General features: G+C 74.1%; 19 protein-coding genes and 2 tRNA genes. 11 read left to right on the top strand and 10 right to left on the bottom strand.

Going from position 1 to position 23,363, the window contains the following annotated elements; all coding sequences use genetic code 11:
• The first annotated feature begins 251 nt into the window (after positions 1–251).
• The 7 genes from ADK60_RS00565 to ADK60_RS00535 all read left to right on the top strand — a co-directional run bounded on the left by ADK60_RS00565 (position 252) and on the right by ADK60_RS00535 (position 4,870).
• The gene (locus tag ADK60_RS00565; protein ID WP_030304494.1) at positions 252–569 is read left to right on the top strand and encodes a histone-like nucleoid-structuring protein Lsr2; all 318 of its coding nucleotides are present in this window, start codon (positions 252–254) and stop codon (positions 567–569) included.
• 127 nt (positions 570–696) lie between these two features.
• A tRNA-Gly gene (locus ADK60_RS00560) sits at positions 697–769 on the top strand.
• 34 nt (positions 770–803) lie between these two features.
• Positions 804–879: transfer RNA gene (locus tag ADK60_RS00555), tRNA-Gly, on the top strand.
• A gap of 163 nt (positions 880–1,042) precedes the next feature.
• Complete coding sequence (locus ADK60_RS00550; RefSeq protein ID WP_053642278.1) at positions 1,043–2,047, top strand: ABC transporter ATP-binding protein; 1,005 nt, start codon at positions 1,043–1,045, stop codon at positions 2,045–2,047.
• Positions 2,044–2,898, top strand: a complete 855-nt coding sequence (locus ADK60_RS00545; protein ID WP_053642276.1) for an ABC transporter permease — start codon at positions 2,044–2,046, stop codon at positions 2,896–2,898. The genes ADK60_RS00550 and ADK60_RS00545 overlap by 4 nt, the downstream gene beginning before the upstream one ends.
• A gap of 98 nt (positions 2,899–2,996) precedes the next feature.
• Positions 2,997–4,223, top strand: coding sequence for a sensor histidine kinase (locus ADK60_RS00540; protein WP_053642274.1), 1,227 nt, complete (start codon positions 2,997–2,999; stop codon positions 4,221–4,223).
• A 26-nt stretch (positions 4,224–4,249) separates the two neighbouring features.
• Entirely contained in the window at positions 4,250–4,870 is a 621-nt protein-coding gene (locus ADK60_RS00535) for a response regulator transcription factor (protein ID WP_053642272.1), read from the top strand.
• A gap of 28 nt (positions 4,871–4,898) precedes the next feature.
• On the opposite strand, the gene ADK60_RS00530 is transcribed toward ADK60_RS00535, so the two are convergent.
• From ADK60_RS00530 to purD, 4 genes are all read right to left on the bottom strand, one after another.
• The gene (locus tag ADK60_RS00530; RefSeq protein ID WP_053642270.1) at positions 4,899–5,798 is read right to left on the bottom strand and encodes a phosphoribosylaminoimidazolesuccinocarboxamide synthase; all 900 of its coding nucleotides are present in this window, start codon (positions 5,796–5,798) and stop codon (positions 4,899–4,901) included.
• 117 nt (positions 5,799–5,915) lie between these two features.
• The gene (locus ADK60_RS00525; RefSeq protein ID WP_053642269.1) at positions 5,916–7,457 is read right to left on the bottom strand and encodes a N,N-dimethylformamidase beta subunit family domain-containing protein; all 1,542 of its coding nucleotides are present in this window, start codon (positions 7,455–7,457) and stop codon (positions 5,916–5,918) included.
• Positions 7,458–7,691: 234 nt separating this feature from the next.
• Positions 7,692–9,269: a M48 family metalloprotease gene (locus tag ADK60_RS00520; RefSeq protein WP_053642266.1), complete on the bottom strand. Its 1,578-nt coding sequence runs from the start codon at positions 9,267–9,269 to the stop codon at positions 7,692–7,694.
• 676 nt (positions 9,270–9,945) lie between these two features.
• Positions 9,946–11,193: a phosphoribosylamine--glycine ligase gene (gene purD / locus ADK60_RS00515; RefSeq protein WP_045938859.1), complete on the bottom strand. Its 1,248-nt coding sequence runs from the start codon at positions 11,191–11,193 to the stop codon at positions 9,946–9,948.
• A gap of 471 nt (positions 11,194–11,664) precedes the next feature.
• Between purD and ADK60_RS00510 the strand changes: the two genes are divergently transcribed.
• Positions 11,665–12,450 (top strand): SLATT domain-containing protein, encoded by a 786-nt coding sequence (locus ADK60_RS00510; protein WP_053642264.1) that lies wholly within the window; start codon positions 11,665–11,667, stop codon positions 12,448–12,450.
• Between the two features lie 65 nt (positions 12,451–12,515).
• On the opposite strand, the gene ADK60_RS00505 is transcribed toward ADK60_RS00510, so the two are convergent.
• The 3 genes from ADK60_RS00505 to ADK60_RS00495 all read right to left on the bottom strand — a co-directional run bounded on the left by ADK60_RS00505 (position 12,516) and on the right by ADK60_RS00495 (position 15,387).
• Complete coding sequence (locus tag ADK60_RS00505) at positions 12,516–13,163, bottom strand: putative DNA-mimic protein (RefSeq protein ID WP_030392479.1); 648 nt, start codon at positions 13,161–13,163, stop codon at positions 12,516–12,518.
• Positions 13,164–13,283: 120 nt separating this feature from the next.
• Positions 13,284–14,390 (bottom strand): GntR family transcriptional regulator, encoded by a 1,107-nt coding sequence (locus tag ADK60_RS46045; RefSeq protein ID WP_063782992.1) that lies wholly within the window; start codon positions 14,388–14,390, stop codon positions 13,284–13,286.
• 199 nt (positions 14,391–14,589) lie between these two features.
• Positions 14,590–15,387: a carbon-nitrogen family hydrolase gene (locus tag ADK60_RS00495; RefSeq protein ID WP_030392477.1), complete on the bottom strand. Its 798-nt coding sequence runs from the start codon at positions 15,385–15,387 to the stop codon at positions 14,590–14,592.
• 175 nt (positions 15,388–15,562) lie between these two features.
• Here ADK60_RS00495 and ADK60_RS00490 point away from each other — a divergent pair, with 175 nt between their 5' ends.
• Both ADK60_RS00490 and ADK60_RS00485 read left to right on the top strand, forming a co-directional pair.
• Positions 15,563–16,384 (top strand): maleylpyruvate isomerase family mycothiol-dependent enzyme, encoded by an 822-nt coding sequence (locus tag ADK60_RS00490; RefSeq protein ID WP_045938861.1) that lies wholly within the window; start codon positions 15,563–15,565, stop codon positions 16,382–16,384.
• Between the two features lie 150 nt (positions 16,385–16,534).
• The gene (locus tag ADK60_RS00485) at positions 16,535–17,371 is read left to right on the top strand and encodes a BRO-N domain-containing protein (protein WP_053642262.1); all 837 of its coding nucleotides are present in this window, start codon (positions 16,535–16,537) and stop codon (positions 17,369–17,371) included.
• Between the two features lie 54 nt (positions 17,372–17,425).
• Here ADK60_RS00485 and ADK60_RS00480 read toward each other — a convergent pair whose 3' ends face one another.
• Both ADK60_RS00480 and ADK60_RS00475 read right to left on the bottom strand, forming a co-directional pair.
• Positions 17,426–18,799, bottom strand: coding sequence for an MFS transporter (locus tag ADK60_RS00480; RefSeq protein ID WP_053642260.1), 1,374 nt, complete (start codon positions 18,797–18,799; stop codon positions 17,426–17,428).
• A gap of 75 nt (positions 18,800–18,874) precedes the next feature.
• On the bottom strand, positions 18,875–20,110 hold the full coding sequence (locus ADK60_RS00475) for a M64 family metallopeptidase (protein ID WP_053642258.1): 1,236 nt from the start codon (positions 20,108–20,110) through the stop codon (positions 18,875–18,877).
• 383 nt (positions 20,111–20,493) lie between these two features.
• Between ADK60_RS00475 and ADK60_RS00470 the strand changes: the two genes are divergently transcribed.
• Positions 20,494–21,561, top strand: a complete 1,068-nt coding sequence (locus ADK60_RS00470; protein WP_053642256.1) for a hypothetical protein — start codon at positions 20,494–20,496, stop codon at positions 21,559–21,561.
• A gap of 341 nt (positions 21,562–21,902) precedes the next feature.
• Here the strand turns inward: ADK60_RS00470 and ADK60_RS00465 are convergent, their stop codons facing one another.
• Positions 21,903–23,360, bottom strand: coding sequence for a dihydrolipoamide acetyltransferase family protein (locus tag ADK60_RS00465; protein ID WP_053642254.1), 1,458 nt, complete (start codon positions 23,358–23,360; stop codon positions 21,903–21,905).
• Positions 23,361–23,363 lie beyond the last annotated feature (3 nt).

Below are 23,363 nucleotides of genomic sequence, written 5' to 3'. Positions count from 1 at the left end.
GGACAGATCGGCCAGTCGAGTGCACCGGTATCCGGCACCCGGCGAAGACACGTGAATATCCGGAAAAGAAAGCCGGACTCTTCGATTTCTCCCCGCTTCGGGTGCAGAATAGGGCCACCTGCCGCGGTGAGTGCTGCGTATCCGGCACGGCCATCCGGCCTGCCCGTATGCGCTTGCGCGAAGGGTGCACATCAGGCCCCGGGGCGCACCCGCGCCCTTGTCGGCCGAATTGCCCGAGAGGATTGACACCCATGGCTCAGCGTGTAGTTGTCACGCTCTCCGACGACCTGGACGGCGGCGCAGCCGCAGAAACCGTCCACTTCGGCGTCGACGGGAAGTCGTACGAGATCGATTTGTCCGTGGACAACGCGGAAAAGCTGCGGGAGGCCCTCGCCCCGTTCGTCGCGGCCGGCCGCCGCCAGAGCCGTACCGGAAAGTCCTTCCGCCGCACCGCCCTCACCCCCGACCCGGCCGCCGTGCGCGCCTGGGCCCAGTCCCGCGGCATGGAGCTGCCCGCCCGCGGCCGCATCCCGAAGCACGTCTACGAGGCCTTCGCCGAGGCGAACTGACCGCCCCGGCCCCGGTCGTCCCACCCTCGATCGAAGGGTGGGGCGACCACCCCGAAAGATGCTGTAGAGTATTCCTCGTCGCCGCAACGGAGAGATCCGGAGAGGCGGCAGGTGCCCCAGGCACCAGGCGGACGTGGCTCAGTTGGTAGAGCATCACCTTGCCAAGGTGAGGGTCGCGAGTTCGAATCTCGTCGTCCGCTCGCAGTAGCGAGCACAACTCAATAGTTCCATCCTGCGGACGTGGCTCAGTTGGTAGAGCATCACCTTGCCAAGGTGAGGGTCGCGAGTTCGAATCTCGTCGTCCGCTCCAGTACGAAGGGTCCTCTCGGAAGAGAGGGCCCTTCGGCGTTTCCCGCTCCGGTGGAATCGCGACGGCACCCATGACATTTGTCATCGCCCACCCGTGGATCCGCACCGGGTTCCGGTGAGACCGCGCACTGCCCGCGCGGCCCGGTCGGCGGAAGGCTTGAGGCATGGAAACGAGCCAGCCCCACGCCGCCGGCGACCACGTGATCGAGGTCACCGACCTGCACCGCCACTACGGCGCCGGCAGTGACCGCTACCACGCGGTCCGCGGCGTCGACCTCACCGTCGGCCGCGGCGAGCTGTTCGCCCTGCTGGGCACCAACGGGGCCGGCAAGACCTCCACCATGGAACTCATCGAGGGCCTCGCCGCCCCGACCGAGGGCCGGGTCCGGGTGCTCGGGCACGACCCGCACCAGGAGCGGGCCGCCGTCCGCCCCCGGATCGGCATCATGCTCCAGGAGGGCGGCTTCCCGGGCGACCTCACCGTCGGCGAGACCGGCCGCGCCTGGGCCGGCATCACCAGCCACGCCCGCCCCCTGGACGAGGCACTGGAGCTGGTCGGCCTCGGCCACCGCCGCGGCGTCCGGGTCAAGCAGCTCTCCGGCGGCGAGCGCCGCCGCCTCGACCTGGCGATGGCCCTGCTCGGACGGCCCGAGGTGCTGTTCCTGGACGAGCCGAGCACCGGCCTCGACCCGGAGGCCCGCGCCGCCGTCTGGCAGCTGGTCCGCGAGCTGCGCGCCGAGGGCACCACGGTGCTGCTCACCACGCACTACCTGGAGGAGGCCGAGGAGCTCGCCGACCGGCTGGCGATCATGCACGACGGGCAGATCGTCGCGGCCGGCACGGTGGCCGAGGTGATCGCCGGGCGCCCGTCCCGGATCGGCTTCGAGCTCCCCGCGTTCACCGGCACCTCCCTCCCGCCGCTGGCCGGCGCCACGGTCACCGTCGACGGCCGGAAGGTCACCGTCAAGACGCCCGCCCTCCAGGCCACCCTGACCGAGCTGCTCGGCTGGGCCGACCGGCACGGGATCGCGCTCGGCGCCCTCGACGCCCGCAGCGCCTCGCTGGAGGAGGCCTTCCTCGCCATCGCCTCCGAGGCCGGCCACCGGCCCCCGGCCGACACCCCGGCCGCTCCCCCCGCCCGCCGCAAGCTGATCGGACTCGCCCGATGACCACCGCCACCACCACCTCCGGTCCGCAGAGCACCCGGTCCTCCGGCGTCGGCCCGCGGAGCACCGTCGTCCGCCGACTGCTCGCCCTCGGCCGGGCCGAGGGGGTCCTGCTGCTCCGCAACCGGACCGCCCTGTTCACCGCCGTACTGCTGCCGGTGCTGCTGGTCGGCGGGCTCAAGAACGTCCTCGACCAGCAGGCGGAGAGCAGCCCCGGCCTGGACGTCGACTCGCTGCTGGTCAACGGCGCGGTCGGCATGGTGCTGGCCTTCGTCGTCTACTACAACCTGACCGCCGCCTATGTGGCCCGCCGCGGCGAGCTGGTGCTCAAGCGGCTGCGCACCGGGGAGGCCAGGGACATCGAGATCCTGGTCGGCACCGCCGTCCCCTCGGTCGGCCTGGCCCTGCTGATGTGCGGGGTGATCGGTGTCGTCGGCGCCACCGCCCTGGACCTCACCGCACCGGTCAACCCGCTGCTGCTGGTCGCCGGCCTTGCCCTGGCGGTCGCGACGCTGATGGCACTGGCCGCCGTCTCCAGCGCCTTCACCCGGACCGTGGAGAGCGCCGGCATCACCACCATGCCGGTCCTGCTGATCACGCAGTTCGGCTCCGGGCTGTTCGTCCCGCTGGAGGTCATGCCCGAGCGCCTCGCCGACATCTGCCGTCTGCTGCCCGCCACCCCGGCCTTCCAGCTGGTCCGGGTCGGCTGGTTCGGCACCGACGGCTCGGCCGCCCCGACCGGTTTCGCCGGCACCTGGGCCACCGCGGCTCCGCACCTGGTCACCGGGAGCGTCTGGCTCGCCCTCGCGGTCTGGGGCGCCGTCCGGTACTTCCGCTGGGAGCCGCGCCGCTGAGTGCCCGTCCGGCCGGTACCGATCCGAAGGCCCGCTCCCCGTTCGACCTCTGATATGAAGGCCGCAGCACGATCATGGCGGAACGGGGAGCGGACGAGATGGGTGTCGTGAATCCGGTGCGCGTGTGGCGGGGCCGTTCCAAGCCCCAGCGCTCCGAGCTCTACCTCCGCTGGTCGCTCTATCTGATGGCGCTGGCCCCGCTGCCGGTCACCCTGCTGATCAACTCGGCCGACCCGGGGTCCGGGGCCCACCCGGCCGCCCGGGTGTCCCTGGTGGTCGGCCTCGCCCTCACCCTGGTCACCCTGCGCGCCTACCGCACCTCGCTGGACCACTACCTGAACCGGCCCACCGACCATCTGCGCTGGCTCGCCGTCAACGGCGTCGTCGCGGTGGCCGGGTCCTGGGCGGTGCTGCTGCTCGGCCCGCGGGTCGAGCCGGTCCCCGGCGGGGAGGAGGTGGTCTTCACCCTCCCGGTCGTCAGCACCATGCTCTTCTCCGCCTTCGGCCCGGCCTCGGTCGGACTGCCCCCGCGACGGGCCGCCCTTGCCGGGGCCGGCGCTCTGGTCGCGGTCCTCCCCGCGATGCTGCTCACCGGTGCCGCCCCGGGGACGTCCCTCGGGGTCCTGGTCGGCAGCGGCCTGGTGATGGTCCTCATCGGCTGCAGCTGCCGCAGCTTCGCCTGGCTCCAGTCCGTGGTCCAGGAGCTGGACACCGCCCGCGAGGCCCAGGCCCGGCTGGCCGTCGCCGAGGAGCGGCTGCGGTTCTCCCGAGACCTGCACGACGTGATGGGCCGCAACCTCACCACCATCGCGCTCAAGAGCGAGCTGGCCGTCCAGCTGGCCCGGCGCGGCCGCCCGGAGGCCGCCGAGCAGATGGCCGAGGTGCAGCAGATCGCCCAGGAGTCCCAGCGCGAGGTCCGCGACGTGGTCCGCGGCTACCGGACGGCGGCCCTGCACGCGGAGGCGGTCGGCGCCCGCGCGGTGCTCCGCTCCGCCGACGTGGTCTGCGAGATCGACCTCGGTGAGCACACCGAGGAGCTTCCGGAGGCGGTCCAGTCGGTGCTCGGCTGGGTGATCCGCGAGGCCACCACCAACGTGCTGCGGCACAGCGAGGCGGGCCACTGCTCGATCAGGCTCCGCCGCGAGGGCGGCCGGGCCCTGCTGGAGCTGGAGAATGACGGGGTGCCGGCCGTGCCGCTGCCCTCCCAGGGCGGCGGGACCGGCCTGAGCGGCCTGCGGGAACGGCTCGCCGCCCACAACGGCGAGCTGACCGTCCCGGACGCCGGGCCGGGGCTCTTCCGGCTGCTCGCCAGCGTCCCGCTCTGACCCCCCGCCGTACGGAAGGCCCGCCGATGACCGACCCCGCGCCCGTCCGCGTCCTGCTCGCCGACGACGAGCACCTGATCCGCGGCGCGCTCGCCGCGCTGCTCTCCCTGGAGGAGGACATCGCCGTGGTGGCACAGGCGGCCTCCGGCCCGGAGGCGCTGGCGATGGCCGAGGCGCACCAGCCGGACATCGCGGTGCTGGACCTCCAGATGCCCGGTCTGGACGGCATCGAGGTGGCCACCCGGCTGCGGGCGCTGCTGCCGGACTGCCGCTGCATGATCGTCACCGGTCACGGCCGCCCCGGCTATCTGAAGCGGGCGCTGGAGGTCGGCGTCCGGGGCTTCCTGCCGAAGACCGTCTCCGCGGCGGACCTGGCCGGGATCATCCGGACCGTCCGGGCCGGCGGCCGGTACGTGGATCCGGAGCTCGCGGCGGACGCGATCTCCGCCGGGGAGACACCGCTGACCCCGCGCGAGACCGATGTGCTGGAGCTGGCCGCCGACGGCACCTCGATCGCCGGGATCGCGGAACGCGCCTCGCTCTCCCAGGGCACCGTGCGCAACTACCTGTCCTCGGCCGTCGCCAAGCTGGGCGCGGAGAACCGGCACGCGGCGGTGCGGATCGCCCGCGAGCACGGCTGGATCTGACCGCCGGCCCGCGGGCGCCCGCCCGGTCTCAGACCCAGGTCAGGCCGGTGATCCGCTCGTACGCCTCGACGTACTTGGCACGGACCCGGTCGACGACCTCGGCCGGCAGCTCCGGCGGCGGCTGCTCGCTCTTCCGGTCCCAGCCGGAGGCCGGGGAGGTCAGCCAGTCGCGGATGATCTGCTTGTCGAAGGAGGGCTGGGGGTGGCCCGGCTCCCACTCGTCGGCCGGCCAGAAGCGCGAGGAGTCCGGGGTGAGCACCTCGTCGCCGATCACCAGCTCGCCGTCCAGCAGGCCGAACTCGAACTTGGTGTCGGCCAGCAGGATGCCCCGGCCGCGGGCGATGTCCCGGGCCCGGGAGTAGACGTCCAGGGTGGTCCGGCGGAGCTGGTTGGCCAGCTCGGCGCCGACCCGGCGGGCGGTCTCCTCGTAGGAGACGTTCTCGTCGTGCTCGCCGACCTCGGCCTTGAGGGCGGGGGTGTAGATCGGGGCGGGCAGCTCGGAGCCGTCGTCCAGGCCATCGGGCAGCGCGATGCCGCAGACGGTGCGGGAGACCCGGTACTCCTCCAGGCCGGAGCCGGCCAGGTAGCCGCGGGCGACGCACTCGACCGGCACCATGTCCAGGCTGCGGCAGACCAGGGTGCGGCCCTTCCAGTCGGCGGGGGCGCCGGCCGGGACCTTGGTGGAGACCACGTGGTTGGGCACGATGTCGGCGATCCGCTCGAACCACCACAGCGAGAGCTGGGTGAGGATGCGGCCCTTGTCCGGGATCTCGTTGGGCAGCACCCAGTCGTAGGCCGAGGTGCGGTCGCTGGCGACCATCACCAGCTCACCCGACTCGGCGCGGTACAGGTCGCGCACCTTGCCGGTGTGCAGGTGGACCAGGCCGGGCACCTGGACCGGCTCGGGCTTGGTGACAAATCCGCTCAAGATCGTCTCAGTCCTCAGGGGTCGTTCGCGGGCGTGGGGCGCGAAAGGGGAGGTCACTGGGGTCGAGTCTGTCATGGCCCCCGGTCCGGCCCGGGGGCCGGACCCGGGCCGCAGCGGTCAGCCGTTCTTGCAGAGCCGGTCCAGCAGGTTCGCGGTGGCCCGCTGGATCCGCTCGTCCGTGAGCCCCGGGCGGTCCAGCGCGGGCGACCAGGCGAAGGTGCCGGAGGCGAAGACGTAGGCGCCGCTGGGGGCCCGGTAGAGCGAGGTCTCCTGGTGCCGGGTGCGGCCGGCCAGGTCCCGGTACGGGGAGTGGGCGAGCAGCACCCGCTCGCTGTGCTCGGGCAGGGCGACCCTGGGGTAGTAGCGGTCCGCCTCGCCCGCCACCAGCCCGGGCAGCTCCTCGCCCTCCTGGACACCGGTGCCGTCCCAGAGCCAGTGCGCGGTGTGCCGGGCGACCAGCGGGACCGGCGCGGCGACCCGGCCGGAGTACTGCAGTCCGAGCAGGTGCTGCTCGGGCTCGCCGGCGTCGCGCCACAGCGCGCTGGCGGCGCCGGGCACCCCGGCCGCCGGGCTGCCCGGGCCGACCTTCTGGCGCTTGCGGCAGTTGAGCATCCGGTTGGGCTCGCCGGAGGGACCGGGGCTCAGCTCGACCCGCCAGTACATGGTGTTGGCGGAGAGGAAGACCAGCGAGGTGCCGCCGTCCCGGGCCCGTTCGGCGGCGCGGCGCATCGGCTCGGACCAGTACTCGTCGTGGCCGGGGAAGACCAGCGCCCGGTGCCGGGAGGCGTCGACCAGGCCGGCGTGCAGGTCGGTGGCGGTGGCGTAGGAGAGGTCGTAGCCGTAGCGCTCGGCCCAGCGGATGAAGTCGTAGGCGTGGCCGACGTGCAGCGGCAGCCCGGCCGTGGCGTGCGGCCGGTCGAAGGAGACGGTGACGGCCGCCTCGGGCTCGCCGACCAGCCGGCCGCCGTCCCAGGCGTGGTAGAGGCTGGCGCCGCTGCGGCCGTCCTCGGGGAAGAGGTTGTACGCCTGCCAGGTCACGTCGGGGAGCACCAGCAGCAGCTCGGCGGAGCGGTTCTGGTCCTCGAAGTCCCGCACCGTGAAGGGGATGTGGCTGCGGTGCAGCATGTCGGCGGTGGTGAGCACGGCGACGTAGGCGCCGGGCCGCCAGTGCTGCGGGATCTGCAGCCGCCAGGTGTGCCACCAGTGGTGGCAGGAGACGGTCCGGCCGACCACCATCGGGGCCGGCTGGGACATCCCGGCGATCAGCGGACTGGACGTCATGTGGTGGGCGCCGTCGCCCGCGTAGTGGCCGATCCGGAAGACGTCGACGGTGAACTCGCGGGGCGGATTGACGGTGACCCGCAGGTCCACCGAGCCGCCGGGGCGGACCACCCCGGCCGAGGCGAAGCCCTTGATCTGCAGTTCCTCGTCGTTGGCGCCGAGCGGGCTGCCGACCGCCGGTCTGCCCCGCACCCCGGCGGACAGCGGGCGCTGCCCGGGCGCGTCCACCGAGACGTACCAGGGCACTTCGTGGCCCTCGGCACCGGCGACGTACTGGTCCGGGCTGCGCAGCCAGGGCAGCGGGCCCTGGCCGAAGGGGTCGGAGACGCTGTGCGCGTGCGTCCCGGACTCCCAGCGGCGGTTGAGTTCGGTCCCCACGCGCGCCCCTCCCAGGTGCACCTTCGCCGGTTGGCACGTGCCTCCCGGATGTGCGTGCGGTCTAATACACCACACCGCGCTGGCGCTGCGTCACCCCACGGTAGCAACTAGTGGCGGGAATCTTCCGGGCCGTCGGACGGACGGCCTCCGGCCTGCGAAGACCCGGGGCGACCGGTCCGGCCGGGGGCGCTCAGCACCGGAGCCCGCGCCCCCGAGGGGCCGGCCGGGGCGGGGTCAGAGCCGGACCGGCTTCTCCAGCCGGACGTCCGCGGCGTCCAGCCAGGCCCGCAGCGGCCCGTCCTGGCCCTGTTCGACGGCCTGGGCGACCGGCTCGGCCAGGTCGGTGCGGCGGACCCCGCCGAGCAGCAGCACCGGGCCGTCCAGCCAGTCGAGACCGGGGACGGCGCCCGCGGTGTCCACGGCGGCGCAGCAGACCATCGCGGTGACGTGGTCGACCAGGACGTCCCGCCCGGACCTGACCGGTTCGAGCAGCGGCGCGGGCGCGGTGGTGCGCGCCAGCTGGGCGGCGAGCGCGGCGGCCAGCCGCTCGCCGTCGCCGTCGGCCAGCCGGCCCAGCAGCCGGGTCAGCGTCGGGGCGACGGGACGGGCCTGCGGGGCGAGCAGGTCCAGCGCCGACTGCAGGGCGGCGGCGCGGGCCCGCCAGCCGGCGTCCACCACCTCGGCCGGGTAGTCGACCCACTCCAGCTCGCGCCAGGCACCGGAGGCGGGCGCCCCGAAGAACAGCTCGGCGGCGAGCCGGGAGACCGCGGCGTCCACCTCGCCCGGCTCCTCCAGCAGGTCGCAGGCCGGGCGGTCGCCGAGCCGGCTGCTGTAGCCGTCGGCCAGCCGGTCGCGCCGGGACAGCTCGGTGAGCGCGGCCACCACCCCGGCGTTCAGGTGCGCGGGGTGCCGGCCGAGCCGCCAGGCGGGCAGCGCGACCCGGGTGAGCAGCCGGTCCCAGCCCGCGTAGGCGAGGCCGACCTGCTCCTGGGCGGCGATCCGCAGGCCGTAGTCGACGCCGCGGGCCTGCTCGGAGGCCCAGCCGGCGACGGAGCGCTCCAGCTCGGCGGCGTGCTCGCGGCAGGCGCCCAGCAGCCGGCGGGTGATCCGGTCGGTGAGGCGGTCGGCCAGGGCGACCGGGCCCCGGCGGGGCGGGCGCGGTGCGCAGTCCCCGGGGAGTCCGGCCGGTCCGTCGGCGGGGCCGGCGTCCAGGCTGGCGTCCAGCGCGCGCAGGAAGTGCCGGGCGGCGGCGATCTCCGGGTCCGCGGCGGCCGCGGTGCCGGCCACCACCGGGGCGAGCAGGGCCCGCAGCTCACCGGCCCGCATCCACCAGAGGAACGGCGAGCCGATGACCAGCACCGGGGCGGTCGGTTCGTGGCCGGCCGCCCGGGAGCGGCGGGGCCTCGGCGTCGGCACGTCCTCCAGCCAGCTGTCGCAGTCCGGGGTGAGCGCCACGGCGGACGGCGCGGGGACCTCCAGCCGGTCCGCCAGTTCGTCGATCAGCCGGTACAGCTCGGGGGCCTGGGCGCGGTCCAGCGGCACGGCCGGGGTCTGCGGCGGGACGGCCCGGCGGTAGGCGCGGGCGGCCAGCCCGGCCACCAGGAGGGTCAGCGCGGCCACCGCGCAGACCGTCCAGCGGGCGATGTCCCAGCCCGCCCCGTCGGGGGCGCCCGGGGCACCGATCCGCCCGGTGAACCGGCCGGCGAGCAGCACCACCGCGGTGGCGGCGGGCAGCGCGGCGGCGGCCAGGGCGAGACCCCGGATCCGCAGGACCGCCTGGGCGTGAGCGCGCGCGGTGTCGACAGCGGCCATACGGTGCGGCACCCCCTTCGGAGCCCTGGGGCACCCGTGAGGGGCCCTGAGCCGATTCGAAACGATCAGTTCCGACCGGGAATCGGTGGTGTCCGAGCCCCGGTAGTACATGCTGCGTGGCGCTTCCGACATTTTCGACGCCCGGGTCCGGGTGGGCGTTCCGGATCGACCCGGTTTCCACTCGTCCCGGTGACACCGCCCGAAAACCGGACGACCGCCCCCGGGAAGCGCCCGGCGGGTCCGGTCCGGCCGGACGCCGTCCAGCATCCCCCCGCACGACCACCGTTACCCGGCGGCGGCCGGAAGCGGCCCGACCTGTGGTGCCGTGGTCCAGCGCACCATAAGGCCGGGCGGCCGGTTACGTCAGCCGGATGCGGTCGCTGTCACTCGATGGGCTGGATTCCGGGGACCGAACGGTGTGGCGGCACCGGGTGTCGCTCCCGTCCCACCCGGCCCGGAAACGCCGGGGTGCGCTGCGGCCATGGGGGTTGTCCACGAGGTGCGGGGGAGGGCGCGGGGGCTCCCCCGGCGTCCGCGCCGGGGCTCGCGCCGGGCGGGCCCGCGGGGCGGCGCCGACGGCCGCCGACGGGCCGGGAGGGCGCGGCCCGGAACGCCCGGGCCCCCGGCGCGCGGAGGCGTGCCGGGGGCCCGGGGACGGAACGGGGGCGGGCGGCCGCTACTGCGCGGCCTTCAGGGCGATGTCCCCGCGGTGCTGGCCGCCGGCCAGCGAGATCCGCCCGACCGAGCGGTACGCCCGCTCGCGCGCCTCGACGAGGTCGCCACCGGTCGCGGTGACGGACAGCACCCGGCCCCCGGCGCTCAGCACCCGGCCGTCGCCGTCCGCCTTCGTCCCGGCGTGCAGCACGTACGCGGTGCCGTCGGCGGCCTCGGCCTCGGCCAGGCCCTCGATCGGGTCTCCGGTGCGCGGCGCCGCCGGGTAGCCCTCGGCGGCGATCACCACGGTGACCGCGGCGCCCTCGTCCCAGCGCAGCGGCTCCAGCTGGTCCAGGGTGCCGGTGGCCGAGGCGTGCAGCACACCCGCCAGCGGGGTGCGCAGCCGGGCCAGCACGACCTGGGTCTCCGGGTCGCCGAAGCGGGCGTTGAACTCGATCACCCGGGTGCCGCGCGAGGTCAGCGCCAGACCGGCGTAGAGCAGGCCGGAGAACGGGGTGCCGCGGCGGCGCAGTTCGTCCACGGTCGGCTGCAGTACGGTCGCCAGGACGTCCTCGACCAGGCCCTCGGGGGCCCAGGGCAGCGGCGAGTAGGCGCCCATGCCGCCGGTGTTGGGGCCCTGGTCGCCGTCCAGGGCGCGCTTGAAGTCCTGGGCGGGCTGGAGCGGGAGGACGGTGGTGCCGTCGGTGATCGCGAACAGCGAGACCTCGGGGCCGTCCAGGTACTCCTCGATCACCACCCTCTCGCAGGCCTCGGCGTGGGCCAGCGCCTCCGCGCGGTCGGAGGTGACCACGACGCCCTTGCCGGCGGCCAGGCCGTCGTCCTTGACCACGTAGGGCGGGCCGAAGGCGTCCAGTGCCTCGGCGGCCTCGGCGGCGGTGGTGCAGACGTAGGAGCGGGCGGTGGGTACGCCGGCGCCGGCCATCACGTCCTTGGCGAAGGCCTTGGAGCCCTCCAGCAGGGCGGCCTCCGCGGACGGGCCGAACACCGGGATGCCGGCCGCGCGCACGGCGTCGGCGACGCCCGCGACCAGCGGGGCCTCCGGGCCGACCACGACCAGTTCGGCGCCGAGCCGCCCGGCGAGCGCGGTGACCTGCGCGCCGTCGAGCTGGTCGACCGGGTGGACCGTCGCCACCTGCGCGATCCCGGCGTTGCCCGGGGCACAGTGCAGCTCGGTCACGGCGGGATCTTGGGACAGAGAGCGGCACAGGGCGTGTTCGCGGGCGCCGCCGCCGATGACGAGGACCTTCACGCTGGGTAAGGGTAGTCGGTGGCCGGTTCCGGCCGCTCTCCGGTCCCGTAGGAAGAGACAATCGAGGGGGTCGGGTACACGCACGGCCTCGGAGGATCATCCAGTCCCGGGGGTACCGGAGTCGCCCCGCGGTGCCCGGGTCAGGACAGCGGGTCGCCGACGACTCCCTCGGACGGGTGAAATCCCGCCGACCGCCGCAACCCTCCCACCTCGGGATCCGGTGGCCGAATCCGATAACGATCATTGGTGAAGCGCCCCCATGATCAGCCATTTGGCGGTAAGAAGTGCTGTTGGACCACCGCCGGCGGCCGTCGGCGGTACCGCCCCGGGACACCCGCACCCGCCCCGGAACGGCGGCGTGTTCGGCGCGTTGTCCGGCGTTTCACCGGCCGTCAGGCCGACGACACGTCAGTCCGCGCGGAGTCGGGACCAGCCAGACCAGCCGTCCGCCCGCCACAGGGAGCCCCACAGGTGAGCCAGCCGGAAATGCAGCCCGAGGAGAGTGCCTGGGGCAAGGAGATCGGCGAGGAGGATCCGCCCGCCGCGGCCCTCGCGCACCGCTCGTCGACCCGCCACCGGTCCGACCTGAGCGCCCGCCAGTTCCCGCTCGGGGACTGGGGGGAGCCCGCCGAGCGGCTGGAGGAGCTGTACCGCTGGTCCGAGGAGCGGGCGGTCGAGGCGATCGACTGGTACCGCCGGGACCGGATCTGGAAGCGCCGCTGGGCCCGGCTGCTGCGCTTCGGCACGACCGGCTTCGCGGTCGGCGGGGTCACCGCCCCGCTGGTCGACCTCACCGGCACGGTCGCCCACGCCGCCGACTGGGGCTACGTCGGGCTGGCGCTGGCCGGCGCCTGCTACGGCGCGGACCGGGCGTTCGGACTGACCTCCGGCTGGATGCGCGACGTGTCCACCGCCCAGGCGCTGCAGCGGCGGCTGGAGGCCTTCCAGTTCGACTGGGCGTCGGAGTGCGTCCGGGAGGTGCTCGGCCCCACCGAGGGGACCGCGGGCGAGGCCGCCGAGCGGTGCCTCGGGGTGCTGCGGCGGTTCTGCGAGGACGTCTCGGACATGGTCCGCACGGAGACCTCGGAGTGGATGCTGGAATTCCGGGCCGGGATGACCCGGCTGCCCACCCAGGCCTCCGGCAGCTGGGGCGGGCGTACCGAGCCGGGTGTCGGGGCCCAGGTCCGGGTGCTGCCGCCGCCGGGAGCCAGGCCCACCATGCCGCGCCAGCGGCCGCCGGAGGGGCCGCTGCGGTAGCGGGGCGGGCGGTCCGGGCGCGGGCGGCGGCCGACCGTAGCCGGTCGGCGGTCGTGGCCTGCGGCTCAGGCGAAGACGACCATCGAGCCCTGGTGCAGGCTCCGGGTCGCCGCCGCGTACAGGCCCGCCCAGGCGTGCCGCTCCCGGGCGAACGGGTGCAGGTCGTCCAGCGGCGGTCCGAACGGCTGCTCCAGGCCGGTCGGACCGAGCGGCCTGGTCGGCGCCGGCGGGTCGAGCGGGTCGATGCCCAGCGCCGGGGCCACCGCCTGGAGCTCGCGCAGCAGCCCGTGGCTGGAGCCGAGCGGCCCGCCCGAGGCCAGCAGCGACTCCTCCACCAGCGGGGCGGCGAACTCGATCGGCACATAGGCGCCGGCGTGGTCGAAGTGCCAGACCAGGTGCGACTGCTCGGCGCTGCTCTCGAACATCTCCAGCAGCTGCTCGTAGTCCCCGCCCAGCGCGTCCACCGGCGTGATGTCCAGGCCGGTGAGGCCCAGCAGGTAGGCCCGGCGCAGGAAGTGCAGCGAGTCGTAGTCGAAGGCGGCTATCGGCTCGACCGCCCCGCTGAGTCCCGGCACGTACCGGTAGACCGGCATCTCGGGGAGGCCGTTGTCGGCCAGCACCCGGTTGTAGAGCGCGAGGTCGTCCCGGAACGGGTTGTCGGGGCTGTGGCTCAGTACGTCCACCAGCGGGACGAGCCAGAGGTCGCAGGCCATGGGCCGGCTCTTCCTCTCCGGGCGGCGGGAACCGGCCGCGCGGCGGCGGACGGCGGATGGGCGGGGGTCGGTACCCGGACGGTCGGTACGAGGAGCGGCCGGGACGAACGACCGCCCACCCTACCGGCCCGGCGCGCGATGCGGATCGGGCCGCCCCTCGGGCAGTTGGCCGGACGGCGGTTCGGGCAGCCGGCGGCCGAACCGTCCGTACGGGACCGACCTCGGCTGCGGCACCAGGCCGAGGCCCAGGCCCAGTTCACGGCCCAGCTCGCGGCCGAGGTCGCGCTCCCGGCCCCGGGCACCGCCGTCCTCCCGGCCCGGCTCCGCCGGGAGGTGCGCGGTACCCGGCGCCGGCTGCTCCGGCCCGCTGCCGCCCTCGGTCCGCGGACTCTGCGCGGCACTCTCCGGCCGCGGCGCGCTCCCCGCCTCCGCGTCCTCACCGGTCCGGGGCGCCACCGGGCCGTCCTGCCCCCCGGGGCCGCCCGGTGCGGCGACCGGGCGCCCGGTCAGCAGCGGCAGCACCCCCACCGTCTCCACCGGCTGCCCGGCCAGCTCGGCCAGCAGTCCGACGGTGAAGAGGTTGTACTCGCAGACGATCCGGTGCACACGCGACACGTCGCGCGCCTCGATCGCGTCCACCAGGTCGAGGTGGCTGTCCCAGCAGACCCCGTCCAGCTGCGGCATCGACCGCAGGTACCGCGCGGCGAACATCCACGACTGCACCCGCAGCCAGTCCAGGTAGTCGGCGATCCGGCGGTTGCCCAGCAGGCCGGCGACCTCCTGCCAGAACCGGCGGTCGCAGCCCACCATCACGTCCAGGTTGCCCGACCGGGCCGCCCGCACCGCGGCGTCCGCCCGGCGGCGCAGCGAGGGCAGCCGGCTGTCGTCCGGCGGGCCGGGGTTCACGGCCAGTCGGCGGAAGTAACTGTCGGTGATCAGCACCCGGGACTCGAAGATCTCCCGGAAGTCGTCCCAGCCGAACTCGGGAACGGTGAAGCCCCGGTGGTGCTCGGCCCGGAGCAGCCCCTGCGCGGCGAGGTCGACCAGCGCCTCGCGGGCCGGGGTCGCCGAGACCCCGTAGAGCTCGGCGATCTCCTTGACGGTGAAGTTCCGCCCGGCCGCGAGCCGGCCGGCCATCATCTCCTCGCGCAGCGCGCCCGCGATCTGCTCGCGCAGGCTGTTGCGCTGGATCACTGGACGGGTGCCGCCCGCACCGGTGCCGAACATGCGCGCGACCTCCTCGGGCGGGCTGGCGGCCGGACGGGACAGACCGGCGGAAGAACGGCTGGTAACACGACGAGGGCTCATCTTCTCAAAAAGGACACGGCCGTGTACAAGCCCCCCACATGCGCCCGTCCGCGCCCCTGCCTCCTGAAGTCCTGTCCTCGCTCCTGACCTGCTCCGACTCCTCCCGGGGGGGGTGTCGTCAGCGCTGGACCGGTGCCGGGATGCCGAGCAGCCGGTCCCGGTGCACCGGGAACTCCGCCCGCGCCTTGGCCACCTCGGCCGGGTCGAACTCCACGGTCAGCACCTCCTCCCCGGGCCCCGCCTCGGCCAGCACCCGGCCCCACGGGTCCACCGCGATGCTGTGGCCGGCCTGCTCGACCCCGCCGTGCGTGCCCGCCGTGTTGCAGGCCAGGACGTACGCCTGCTCCTCCACCGCGCGCGCCCGGTTCAGCAGCGTCCAGTGCTCCCGCCGCCGCGCCGGCCAGGCCGCCGGGACCACCAGCACCTGCGCACCGGCGTCCAGCAGCGCCCGGAACAGCTCCGGGAAGCGCAGGTCGTAACAGGTCGCCAGGCCCAGCGTGCCGACGTCGGTGGCCGCGGTGACGATCTCCTGACCGGCGCCCATCACCACCGCCTCACCGCTGTCGAAGCCGAAGCGGTGGATCTTGCGGTAGGTGTGCACCAGCTCGCCGTCCGGGGCGAACAGCAGTGAGGTGTTGTAGATCGGCCCGTCCGGATCGCGCTCGACGATCGAACCGGCGTGCAGCCAGACGCCCGCCGCCTTCGCCGCCGCCGCCATCGCGTCCGAGGTCGGCCCGTCCAGCGCCTCGGCGCCGTCCGACCAGAGGTCGTAGGCGAAGCCGCCGAGCGCCCACAGCTCGGGCAGGACCACCAGGTCGGATCCCCGCTGGGCCCGTACCAGGGCGGCCGCACGGGCCCGCCGTTCGGCCGGGGGCTCCGTGTCGGAGACCGCGAGTTGGATCAATGAAGCGCGCACAGTACCACCGTCCACGGCAAGAGTCCTACGATCGTCACCCGAAAGCGCTGCCCTGCTCTCACCCGGCAGCGTAACGTGCGGTTAGCGTGTGCGCCCGGGACCCGGACCTTCCCGACCGGTCCCGGAGCGCGCGGACACGCGTGGCAAGGCAGCTGACGGAGGGCCGGAGATTCCCGTGACGGACAACCAGACCGTGCAGGCGTACACCGACGCGTGGACGCAGTCCATCGAGGCGATATCCGAACTGGTGGCACCCCTGCCGGAGGGCTCCTGGAACCGGGCCACCGAGTGCCCCGGCTGGTCGGTCCGGGACATCGTCTCGCACGTGATCGCCGTCGAGTCCGAACTCCTCGGCGACCCGCGCCCGATCCACTCACTGCCCCGCGACCTGCTGCACGTCACCACCGACGCCGCCCGCTACCTCGAACTGCCCGTCGACAAGCGCCGCTGCCACACCGCGCTGGAGATGACCGGCGAGCTGGACTACACGATCATCCGCCGCTCCCGGGCACTGCGGAACGCCAAGCAGCTCCCGAACGAGCCGGTCCGCTGGCCGGCCGGCCCGCAGAGCCGCGACATCCCGTACCACGAGCTGCTCCGGCTGCGCGCCTTCGACGTCTGGGTGCACGAGCAGGACCTCCGCCGCGCCCTCGGCACGCCGGGCAACCTCGACTCCCCGGCCGCGCTGGTCGCCCGTGACGTCCTGCTCCAGGGCCTGCCGAAGGCCGTCGCCAACCGGGCCGGCGCCCCGGCCGGCAGCACCGTGGTCGTCGACGTCACCGGCCCGGTCGAGTTCCTGCGCACCGTCCGGGTCGACTCCTCCGGCCGCGGCAGCGTGGACGAGTCCATCAGCCTGGCCCCCGACGTCCAGCTCACCCTCGACTGGGAGACCTACGTCCGCCTCGCCTGCGGCCGCGGCCGCCCCGGCTCGGTGATCGTCGAGGGCGACCGGGAGCTCGCCGACCGGGTCCTGGCCAACTTCTCCGTCACCCCGTAGCCCCTCCGTTCACTCGCCCGGCGTACACGCATCGTGCACGCCGGGCGAGTGCGCCTCGTGCTCCCGTACGGCACATTGGAACCAGTACCCCCCCCCTGTTCGCCGTCGTTGTTCCGGGCAGCGTCACCCGGAAGAAGGAGGGGCGTCCAGATGGACGACGAACAGACGGTGCAGGGGCGGATGGAGCTGGTCCGGTCGAGCTTCCCGGTCACGGGTCAGCCGATCAGGGTCGTGATGATCGACGGCGAGCCGTGGTTCGTCACGGCGGACGTGTGCACGGTGCTGGGCCGTGGCAGCGCGAGCCGTGCGAGCAAGACCCTGGACGGCAAAGAGACACGGACTGTGGACATGCGGCTCGTATGCCTGACTAAGAGTCAGGCATACGACGTTTCCGCAGGTCAGAAACTGCACAGTCGCGGAAATCCACGCTTGAACGTGATCAGCGAGGCCGGCCTCTACATGCTGATCATGCGGTCGAACAGGGCAGCCGGCCAGTCGTTCCAGGAGTGGGTCACCCGGGAGCTTCTCCCCTCCATCCGTCGGGGGGACACCGACATCCCCACCCAGCAGCGGCGGATGGCGGAGACACTCAGCGAGGCGATCGGGCAGCAGGTGTACGTCGTCGCACGGATCGAACACGAGGACTGGCCGGGCCTGACCGTCCACTCCGACGGCACGGTCCACTGCCGCCACGGGGCGATGGCCCTCCGGCTGCCCGGCCCGGACGACAGCGGGCCGCCGTTCGGCCCGTACTTCGAGTGCCCGGGCGGGGAGCACGTCGGGATCCGGGGCAGCCGGGTCGTCCCAGGTTGTCCGAAGTTGCGGATCGTCGACCTGGTCCGGATGCGGGACGAGGCCCGGTCCGGGCCGGAACCCGGAACCACACCCGCCGGCGGCCACGAGAACGTACTGGTGGAGATGCACGGTGCACGGATCTTCGGCACACCGCCGCAGATCGCCGAGTTCATGCGCGAGTACCGAGGCTGACGGAAATGGGGGCAACCCTTGGTAGGACCAAGGGTTGCCCCCATTTCCGTCAGGTCAAAAACCCTGGACCGCCGCCGCCGCGAGCCTCCGCCGCAGCCGCAGGATCATCACGGTGCCCACCGCCATCGGCACGTACTGCCAGCAGAAGGCCCAGCGGAAGGCGCTCGCCGAGTACCCGCCCGCCCCGGCCGGGGTGAGGGCGTCGAGCAGGACGCCGATGCCGAACAGGGTGATCATCGTGCCGATGAAGCCGCCCATGTTGACGATGCCGGAGGCGGTGCCGAGGCGTTCGACGGGGTTGCGGGCGCGGGCGTAGTCGAGGCCGACCAGTGAGGCGGGGCCGTTGCTGCCCATCACCAGGATGATCGAGACCAGCAGCCAGAGCGGCGGGTGACCCTCGGGCCAGGCGAGGGTCACCGCCCACAGCAGCGAGGTGACACCGATGGTGGTGAGCACGATCGGCATCCGGGCCCGGGAGGTCCGGGAGAGCAGTCGGCCGAAGAGGAAGCCGAAGCTCATGTTGGCGAGCACCAGCAGGGTGAGCAGCCCCCCGGCCTCGGTGCGGGTCATGCCCTGGGCCTGGACCAGGTAGGGCAGGCCCCACAGCAGGCCGAAGGCGTTGCCGGGGAACTGCGTGGTGAAGTGGATCCAGAGCCCGAGCCGGGTGCCCGGCTCCTGCCAGGCGTCCCGGATCTGTCGGCGGACAGCGGGGCGGGGCCGTCCGGCCGGTGCGGTGGCCGGTGCGGCGCCCTCCGGCGACTCGCGGAGGAAGAGCGCGACGAGCGCGAAGACGGCGATGCCGAGCAGGGCGATGGCGGTGAAGGTGGGCGTCCAGCCCTCGCTGTGCAGGGCCTGGGCGAGGACGACGGTGGTCACCAGGTTGCCGCTCATCCCGGCGAGGCCGGTCAGCTGGGCGACGAGCGGGTTCTTCGCGGCGGGGAACCAGCGGGCGGCGATCCGCAGCACGCTGATGAACGTCATGGCGTCGCCGCAGCCGAGCACGGCCCGGGAGGCGAGTGCGGGGCCGAAGGCGTCGGAGAAGGCGAAGGCGAGCTGGCCGGTGCTGAGCAGCAGGACGCCGAGCAGCAGGACCTTGCGCGGGCCGAACCGGTCGACCAGCACGCCGACGGGTATCTGCATGGCCGCGTAGACGAGGACCTGGAGGATCGAGAAGGTGGAGAGCGCCGAGGCGCCGATCCCGAAGCGGTCGGCGGCGTCCAGACCGGCGACGCCGAGGCTGGTGCGGTGGATGACGGCCAGGACGTAGACGCTGGCCCCGATGGACCAGGCGATCCAGGCGGCCCGGCCCCCGGGCGGCTGTCGGGGGCCGGTGGCGGGGCCGCCGCCGGTCCCGCCGGTGCGGTCGGCTGTGGCGCGAGGAGCGGAGGCGGACAGGGGGCGGGCTGAACGGGCTGGCTCCACGGTCATAGTGGCCCCAGGTTAGTCATCCCATCATTGGATGCCCAGGGGTGGGGGCCACCCCGATCCCCCGCCCGCCCCGGCTCAGCCGGCCACCGTCCAGGAGACCGAGCGCGTCATGTAGCGCTCCCGGAAGGCCTCGTCGCGCACCCAGTCCGTGGTGTCCCGGACGGTCGCCGTGACGGTCGCGGCGTGCCCGGGCTCCAGCGGCAGCGCGGCGGTGTCCAGCCAGCTGCGGTCCGCCGCCTGCGGCTCGACCGGGGTGCCGTCCAGCGTCCAGTCCACCCGCAGCTGCCGGGCGCCGGTCAGCGGGACCGGCCGGACCTCCAGCCGGGGCCGGCCGGTGACGTCGCCGGGAGCCGGCAGGGCGGCGTCGGTGGGCCGGATCCGGCGGTAGATCTCCTCGATGATCGCCTCCCGCGAGGGCAGGTTGTAGGCCCCGCCGAGGGTGCGCATCACCGAGTCCGGGGTGGGCCGGTAGATGCCGTTGGCGCTGCGGTAGGCGCCGATGGTCCCGGCGCCGTCCGGGGACTCCGCGCCGAGCCAGCGCCACCACTTGGACTGCTTGCGGCGCATGTCGTCGGCGTTCTCGGTGGAGAGGTTGGGGTAGTCGGCGTCGTCGGGCGCGCTGTCGTACTCGTCGCCGAGGTCGCCGACGGTGTGCCCGATCTCGTGCTGGATGATCCGGCCGGCGTCGGGGCTGCCGCCGGCCAGGGTGGTCACCCCGGTGCCGCCGGCGCCGCCGTACTCGGTGGAGTTGGCCAGCGCGATCAGGTACTGCGGGCCCTCGCCGCGGCCGGCGTACCGGGCCGTCGCCTCCTCGTCGGCGCAGAGCAGCCGGGCGGTGCCCTCGCACCAGAAGTGCATGCCGAGCGGGGTGGCGGGGCTGCGGCCGCGGCTCTCGGTCTCGGCGATGCCGGAGACCGGGGAGACCACCTCGACCCGCCTTATGTTGAAGAACCCCTGGTAGCTGCGGAACGGCTCGATCTCCATCAGCGCGCGCCAGGCCCGGTCGGCCTGTTCGCGGAACACGTCCTGCTCCTCGGCGGTGTAGCCGTCGCCGAGCAGGACGAGGGTGATCCGGTTGGCCGGGTCGCCGGTCCGCCGTATGTCGACGGTCGGCGCGTCCCCGGCGGTGCGCAGATCGGCGTGCTGCACCGCGGTGTGCGGCGGGACCGCGCGGTCGGCCGGGGCGCCGGCCCCGATCACCCCGAACGGTGAGGGCCCGGCCAGTTCGAGCGCGGCCGGGAGTACGGCGGTGGACACCAGCACGAGCGCGGCCAGACTCCGGACGATCCGGCCAGGGTTGCCAGGCGGCATACGGGTGCGTCCTCGACGTTCCGGTCACCCGCGTGGCCCGGGTGGTGGACGCGAAGACGTACCCGCCCCGGCGTGTCGTCCTCACGGAACGGCGAAAAAGTCACCGAACTGGACGAACCACAAGGATCTGACCAGTCATACCTATGAGTCCAACCAGGCGATTGTCGATCACCGACCGTGACCTTGGATGCACCGAAAATAGTCAGGAAAATCTTTGGTTCGTCCTGCAACTGCCGCCCCGGGATCGCTGTCTGTACCAGCGAAGGACGCGGGAGAGAGCATGACCGGCCAGGCCGGGGGGCGCTTCCGACGCGATGGAGCGATCCGGCCACCTTCGACACCACACACCACCACCGCGACACCAGACCTTGGGGGGTCCTGTCATGCGCACGTCCGTCATGCCCGCTTCCGCGAAGAACACCGTCGTCCGCCGCCGCGTCGCGGCCGTCGCCGCCACCGTCCTGCTCGCCGGCTCCGTCCAGCTGCTGACCGCCGAGTCCTCCTGGGCCTGCGGCTCGTCGGACGGGGCGGTCGCGGCCGCGCCGAAGGCGGCAGCGAAGGCGGCCGCGCCGAAGACCGACACCGCGAAGGCCGACGCCCCGAAGACCGAGGCCGCCGCCCACAACGGAGCCCCCGAGATCGGCTTCCACATGACCCCCTCGCTGGCCGTCACCGCGGGCGGGCCGAAGGTCGACATCGGGGTCGGGATCGCCAACTTCACCGGGGCCCCCTACCGCAACGTCGTGCCCACGCTCTCGCTCGCCGCGCACATGACGGGCAACGGCGAGGGCGGGGTCTCCTACCTGGACTCCAAGTACCTGGCCGTCGAGTACAACGCCAACGGCACCTGGCAGAAGCTCTCGCTGCGGCGCGGCTGCGACCCGACGCTGTTCGCGACCCCGGCCAAGGGGGTTCCGGTCGCGGACGGCCGCGCCAACCACGTCACGTTCCGTGTGAGCCTCGCCGCGGGTGCCCCGGACGGCCTGGACCTCATCTACGTCGGCCTCGGCGCCACCGCCGAGGACGGGTCGCGCAGCGAGTGGGCGCAGAAGGGGATGACGGTCAAGGTCCCCAAGGCCACCAAGCCCGCTCCGACCACCACCCCCGCGAAGCCCGCCCCGGCCAAGCCCGCCGAGACCGCGAAGCCGACCACGCCCGCGAAGCCCGCCGCCAAGCCGACCACGCCCGCGAAGCCGGCCGCCAAGCCCGCGCCGGTCTCCGACGACACCCCCGCCGCCACCGCGAAGCCGACCGCGCCCGCCGCCGCGCCCGCCGCGCCGAAGAGCACCCCCTCCGCCGCCCCGGCCACCACCGCGCCGGCCGGCACCCCGGAGCTCGCCCAGACCGGCGCCGACACCCCGAACGGCCTGCTCGCGGGCATCGCCGCAGGCATCGCCGCGCTCGGCGCGGGCATGGTGCTCACCGTCCGCCGACTGCGCGCCCAGCGCTGACCCGGACGCGGACGCCGGCGCCCACGACACCGTCGCCGCCGTCCCCGAACGACGGACCACTCCGGGGCCCTCCCCCGCGCCGCACCGGCGCCGGGGGAGGGCCCCCGCCGTGGGAGGTGCGGAAGCTCCGGCCGAATCGCGACAACCCCGACCGGAGTCGGACGTCCCACTCATCGGAGGACGAAACCTGGAGCCGCGCCATGCACGAGCAGACCCAAGAGCAGACCGTCGCCCGCACCGACGACACCGCTTGGTCCTGAGCACCACCGGGACCGCAGGACGAAGGGGCCCGACTCCGCACGGCGGTGCGGAGTCGGGCCCCTTCATGTCTCCCGGGCGGGTCAGCCCCAGGTGATCAGGCGCTTCGGGTGCTCCAGGATGCCCGCGATGTCGGCCAGCACCTTGGAGCCCAGCTCGCCGTCCACCAGCCGGTGGTCGAAGGAGAGGGCCAGCGTGGTGACCTGACGCGGGACGACCTTGCCCTTGTGCACCCACGGCAGTTCCCGGACCGCCCCGAAGGCGAGGATGGCCGCCTCACCGGGGTTGAGGATCGGGGTGCCGCTGTCGACGCCGAAGACGCCGACATTGGTGATCGTGATCGTGCCGCCCTGCATGTCGCCGGGCGCCGTCTTCCCCTGGCGGGCCGTCTCGATCAGCTCGCCGAGCGAGACCGCCAGGCCGGACAGGGTCCGGGCGCCGGCGTCCTTGATGTTGGGGACGATCAGGCCGCGCGGGGTGGCCGCGGCGATGCCGAGGTTCACCTGGCCCTTGATGACGATCTCCTGGGCGGCCTCGTCCCACTGGGCGTTGATCCCGGGGTGGCGCTTGACCGCGGTGAGCAGCGCCCTGGCGACCAGCAGCAGCGGGCTGACCCGGACGTCCCGGCCCAGCTCGCCGCTCTCCTTGAGCCGGCGGACGAACTTCATCGTCCGGGTCACGTCGACCTGGACGAACTCGGTGACGTGCGGGGCGGTGAAGGCCGAGGCCACCATCGCCTGCGCGGTCGCCTTGCGGACGCCCTTGATCGGCACCCGGACGTCGCCCGCGCCGGGCAGGACCACGGCGGTGGACACCGGGGCGGCGACGGCCGGCTCGGCGGCCGGGGCCTCGACGGGGGCCGGCGCCGGGGCGGCGGCGGCCGCCGCGTGGGCGTGCAGGTCCTCACGGGTGATCACGCCGTCCGGACCGGTCGGGGTGACGACCCGGAGGTCGATCCCGAGGTCCTTGGCGAGCTTGCGCACCGGCGGCTTGGCCAGCGGCCGGTCACCGGACACCTCGACGGCCGCCACCGGCACCGGGGCCGGAGCGACCACGGGCGCCGGAGCGGGCGCGGGAGCCGGCACGGCGGCCGTGGCGGTGGCCGTGACCGTGGTGCGCCGCGCCCGGCGCTGGCTGCCGCCGGTCCGCGGACCGTAGCCGACCAGCACCTCGCGCCGCTCGGGCTCGGGCTCCTCGGCGGCCTCGGGGGCCTCGGCGACGGGGGCCGGGGACGGGGCGACGGCGGCGGCGGCGGCGACGGGCGCCCCCGCAGCTCCTGCGGCTCCCGCCACCGCGACCGAGATGATCGCGGTGCCGACGTCGACCGTCGCGCCCTCCGGGAAGAACAGCTGCTCGACGACCCCGGTGAACGGGATCGGCAGCTCCACGGCGGCCTTGGCGGTCTCCACCTCGCAGACGACCTGCCCGTCGGTGACGGTGTCACCGGGCTTGACGTACCAGCTGAGGATCTCGGCCTCGGTCAGGCCCTCGCCCACATCGGGCATCTTGAACTCGCGGAGCGAGCGAACTTCGGTGGTCATCAG

The sequence above is a fragment of the Streptomyces sp. XY431 genome, assembly GCF_001279805.1.
GTDB classification, from domain to species: Bacteria; Actinomycetota; Actinomycetes; order Streptomycetales; family Streptomycetaceae; genus Kitasatospora; species Kitasatospora purpeofusca.
Note: the sequence above shows the minus strand (reverse complement) of the source record. Positions and strands in the feature narration are given on the sequence as shown.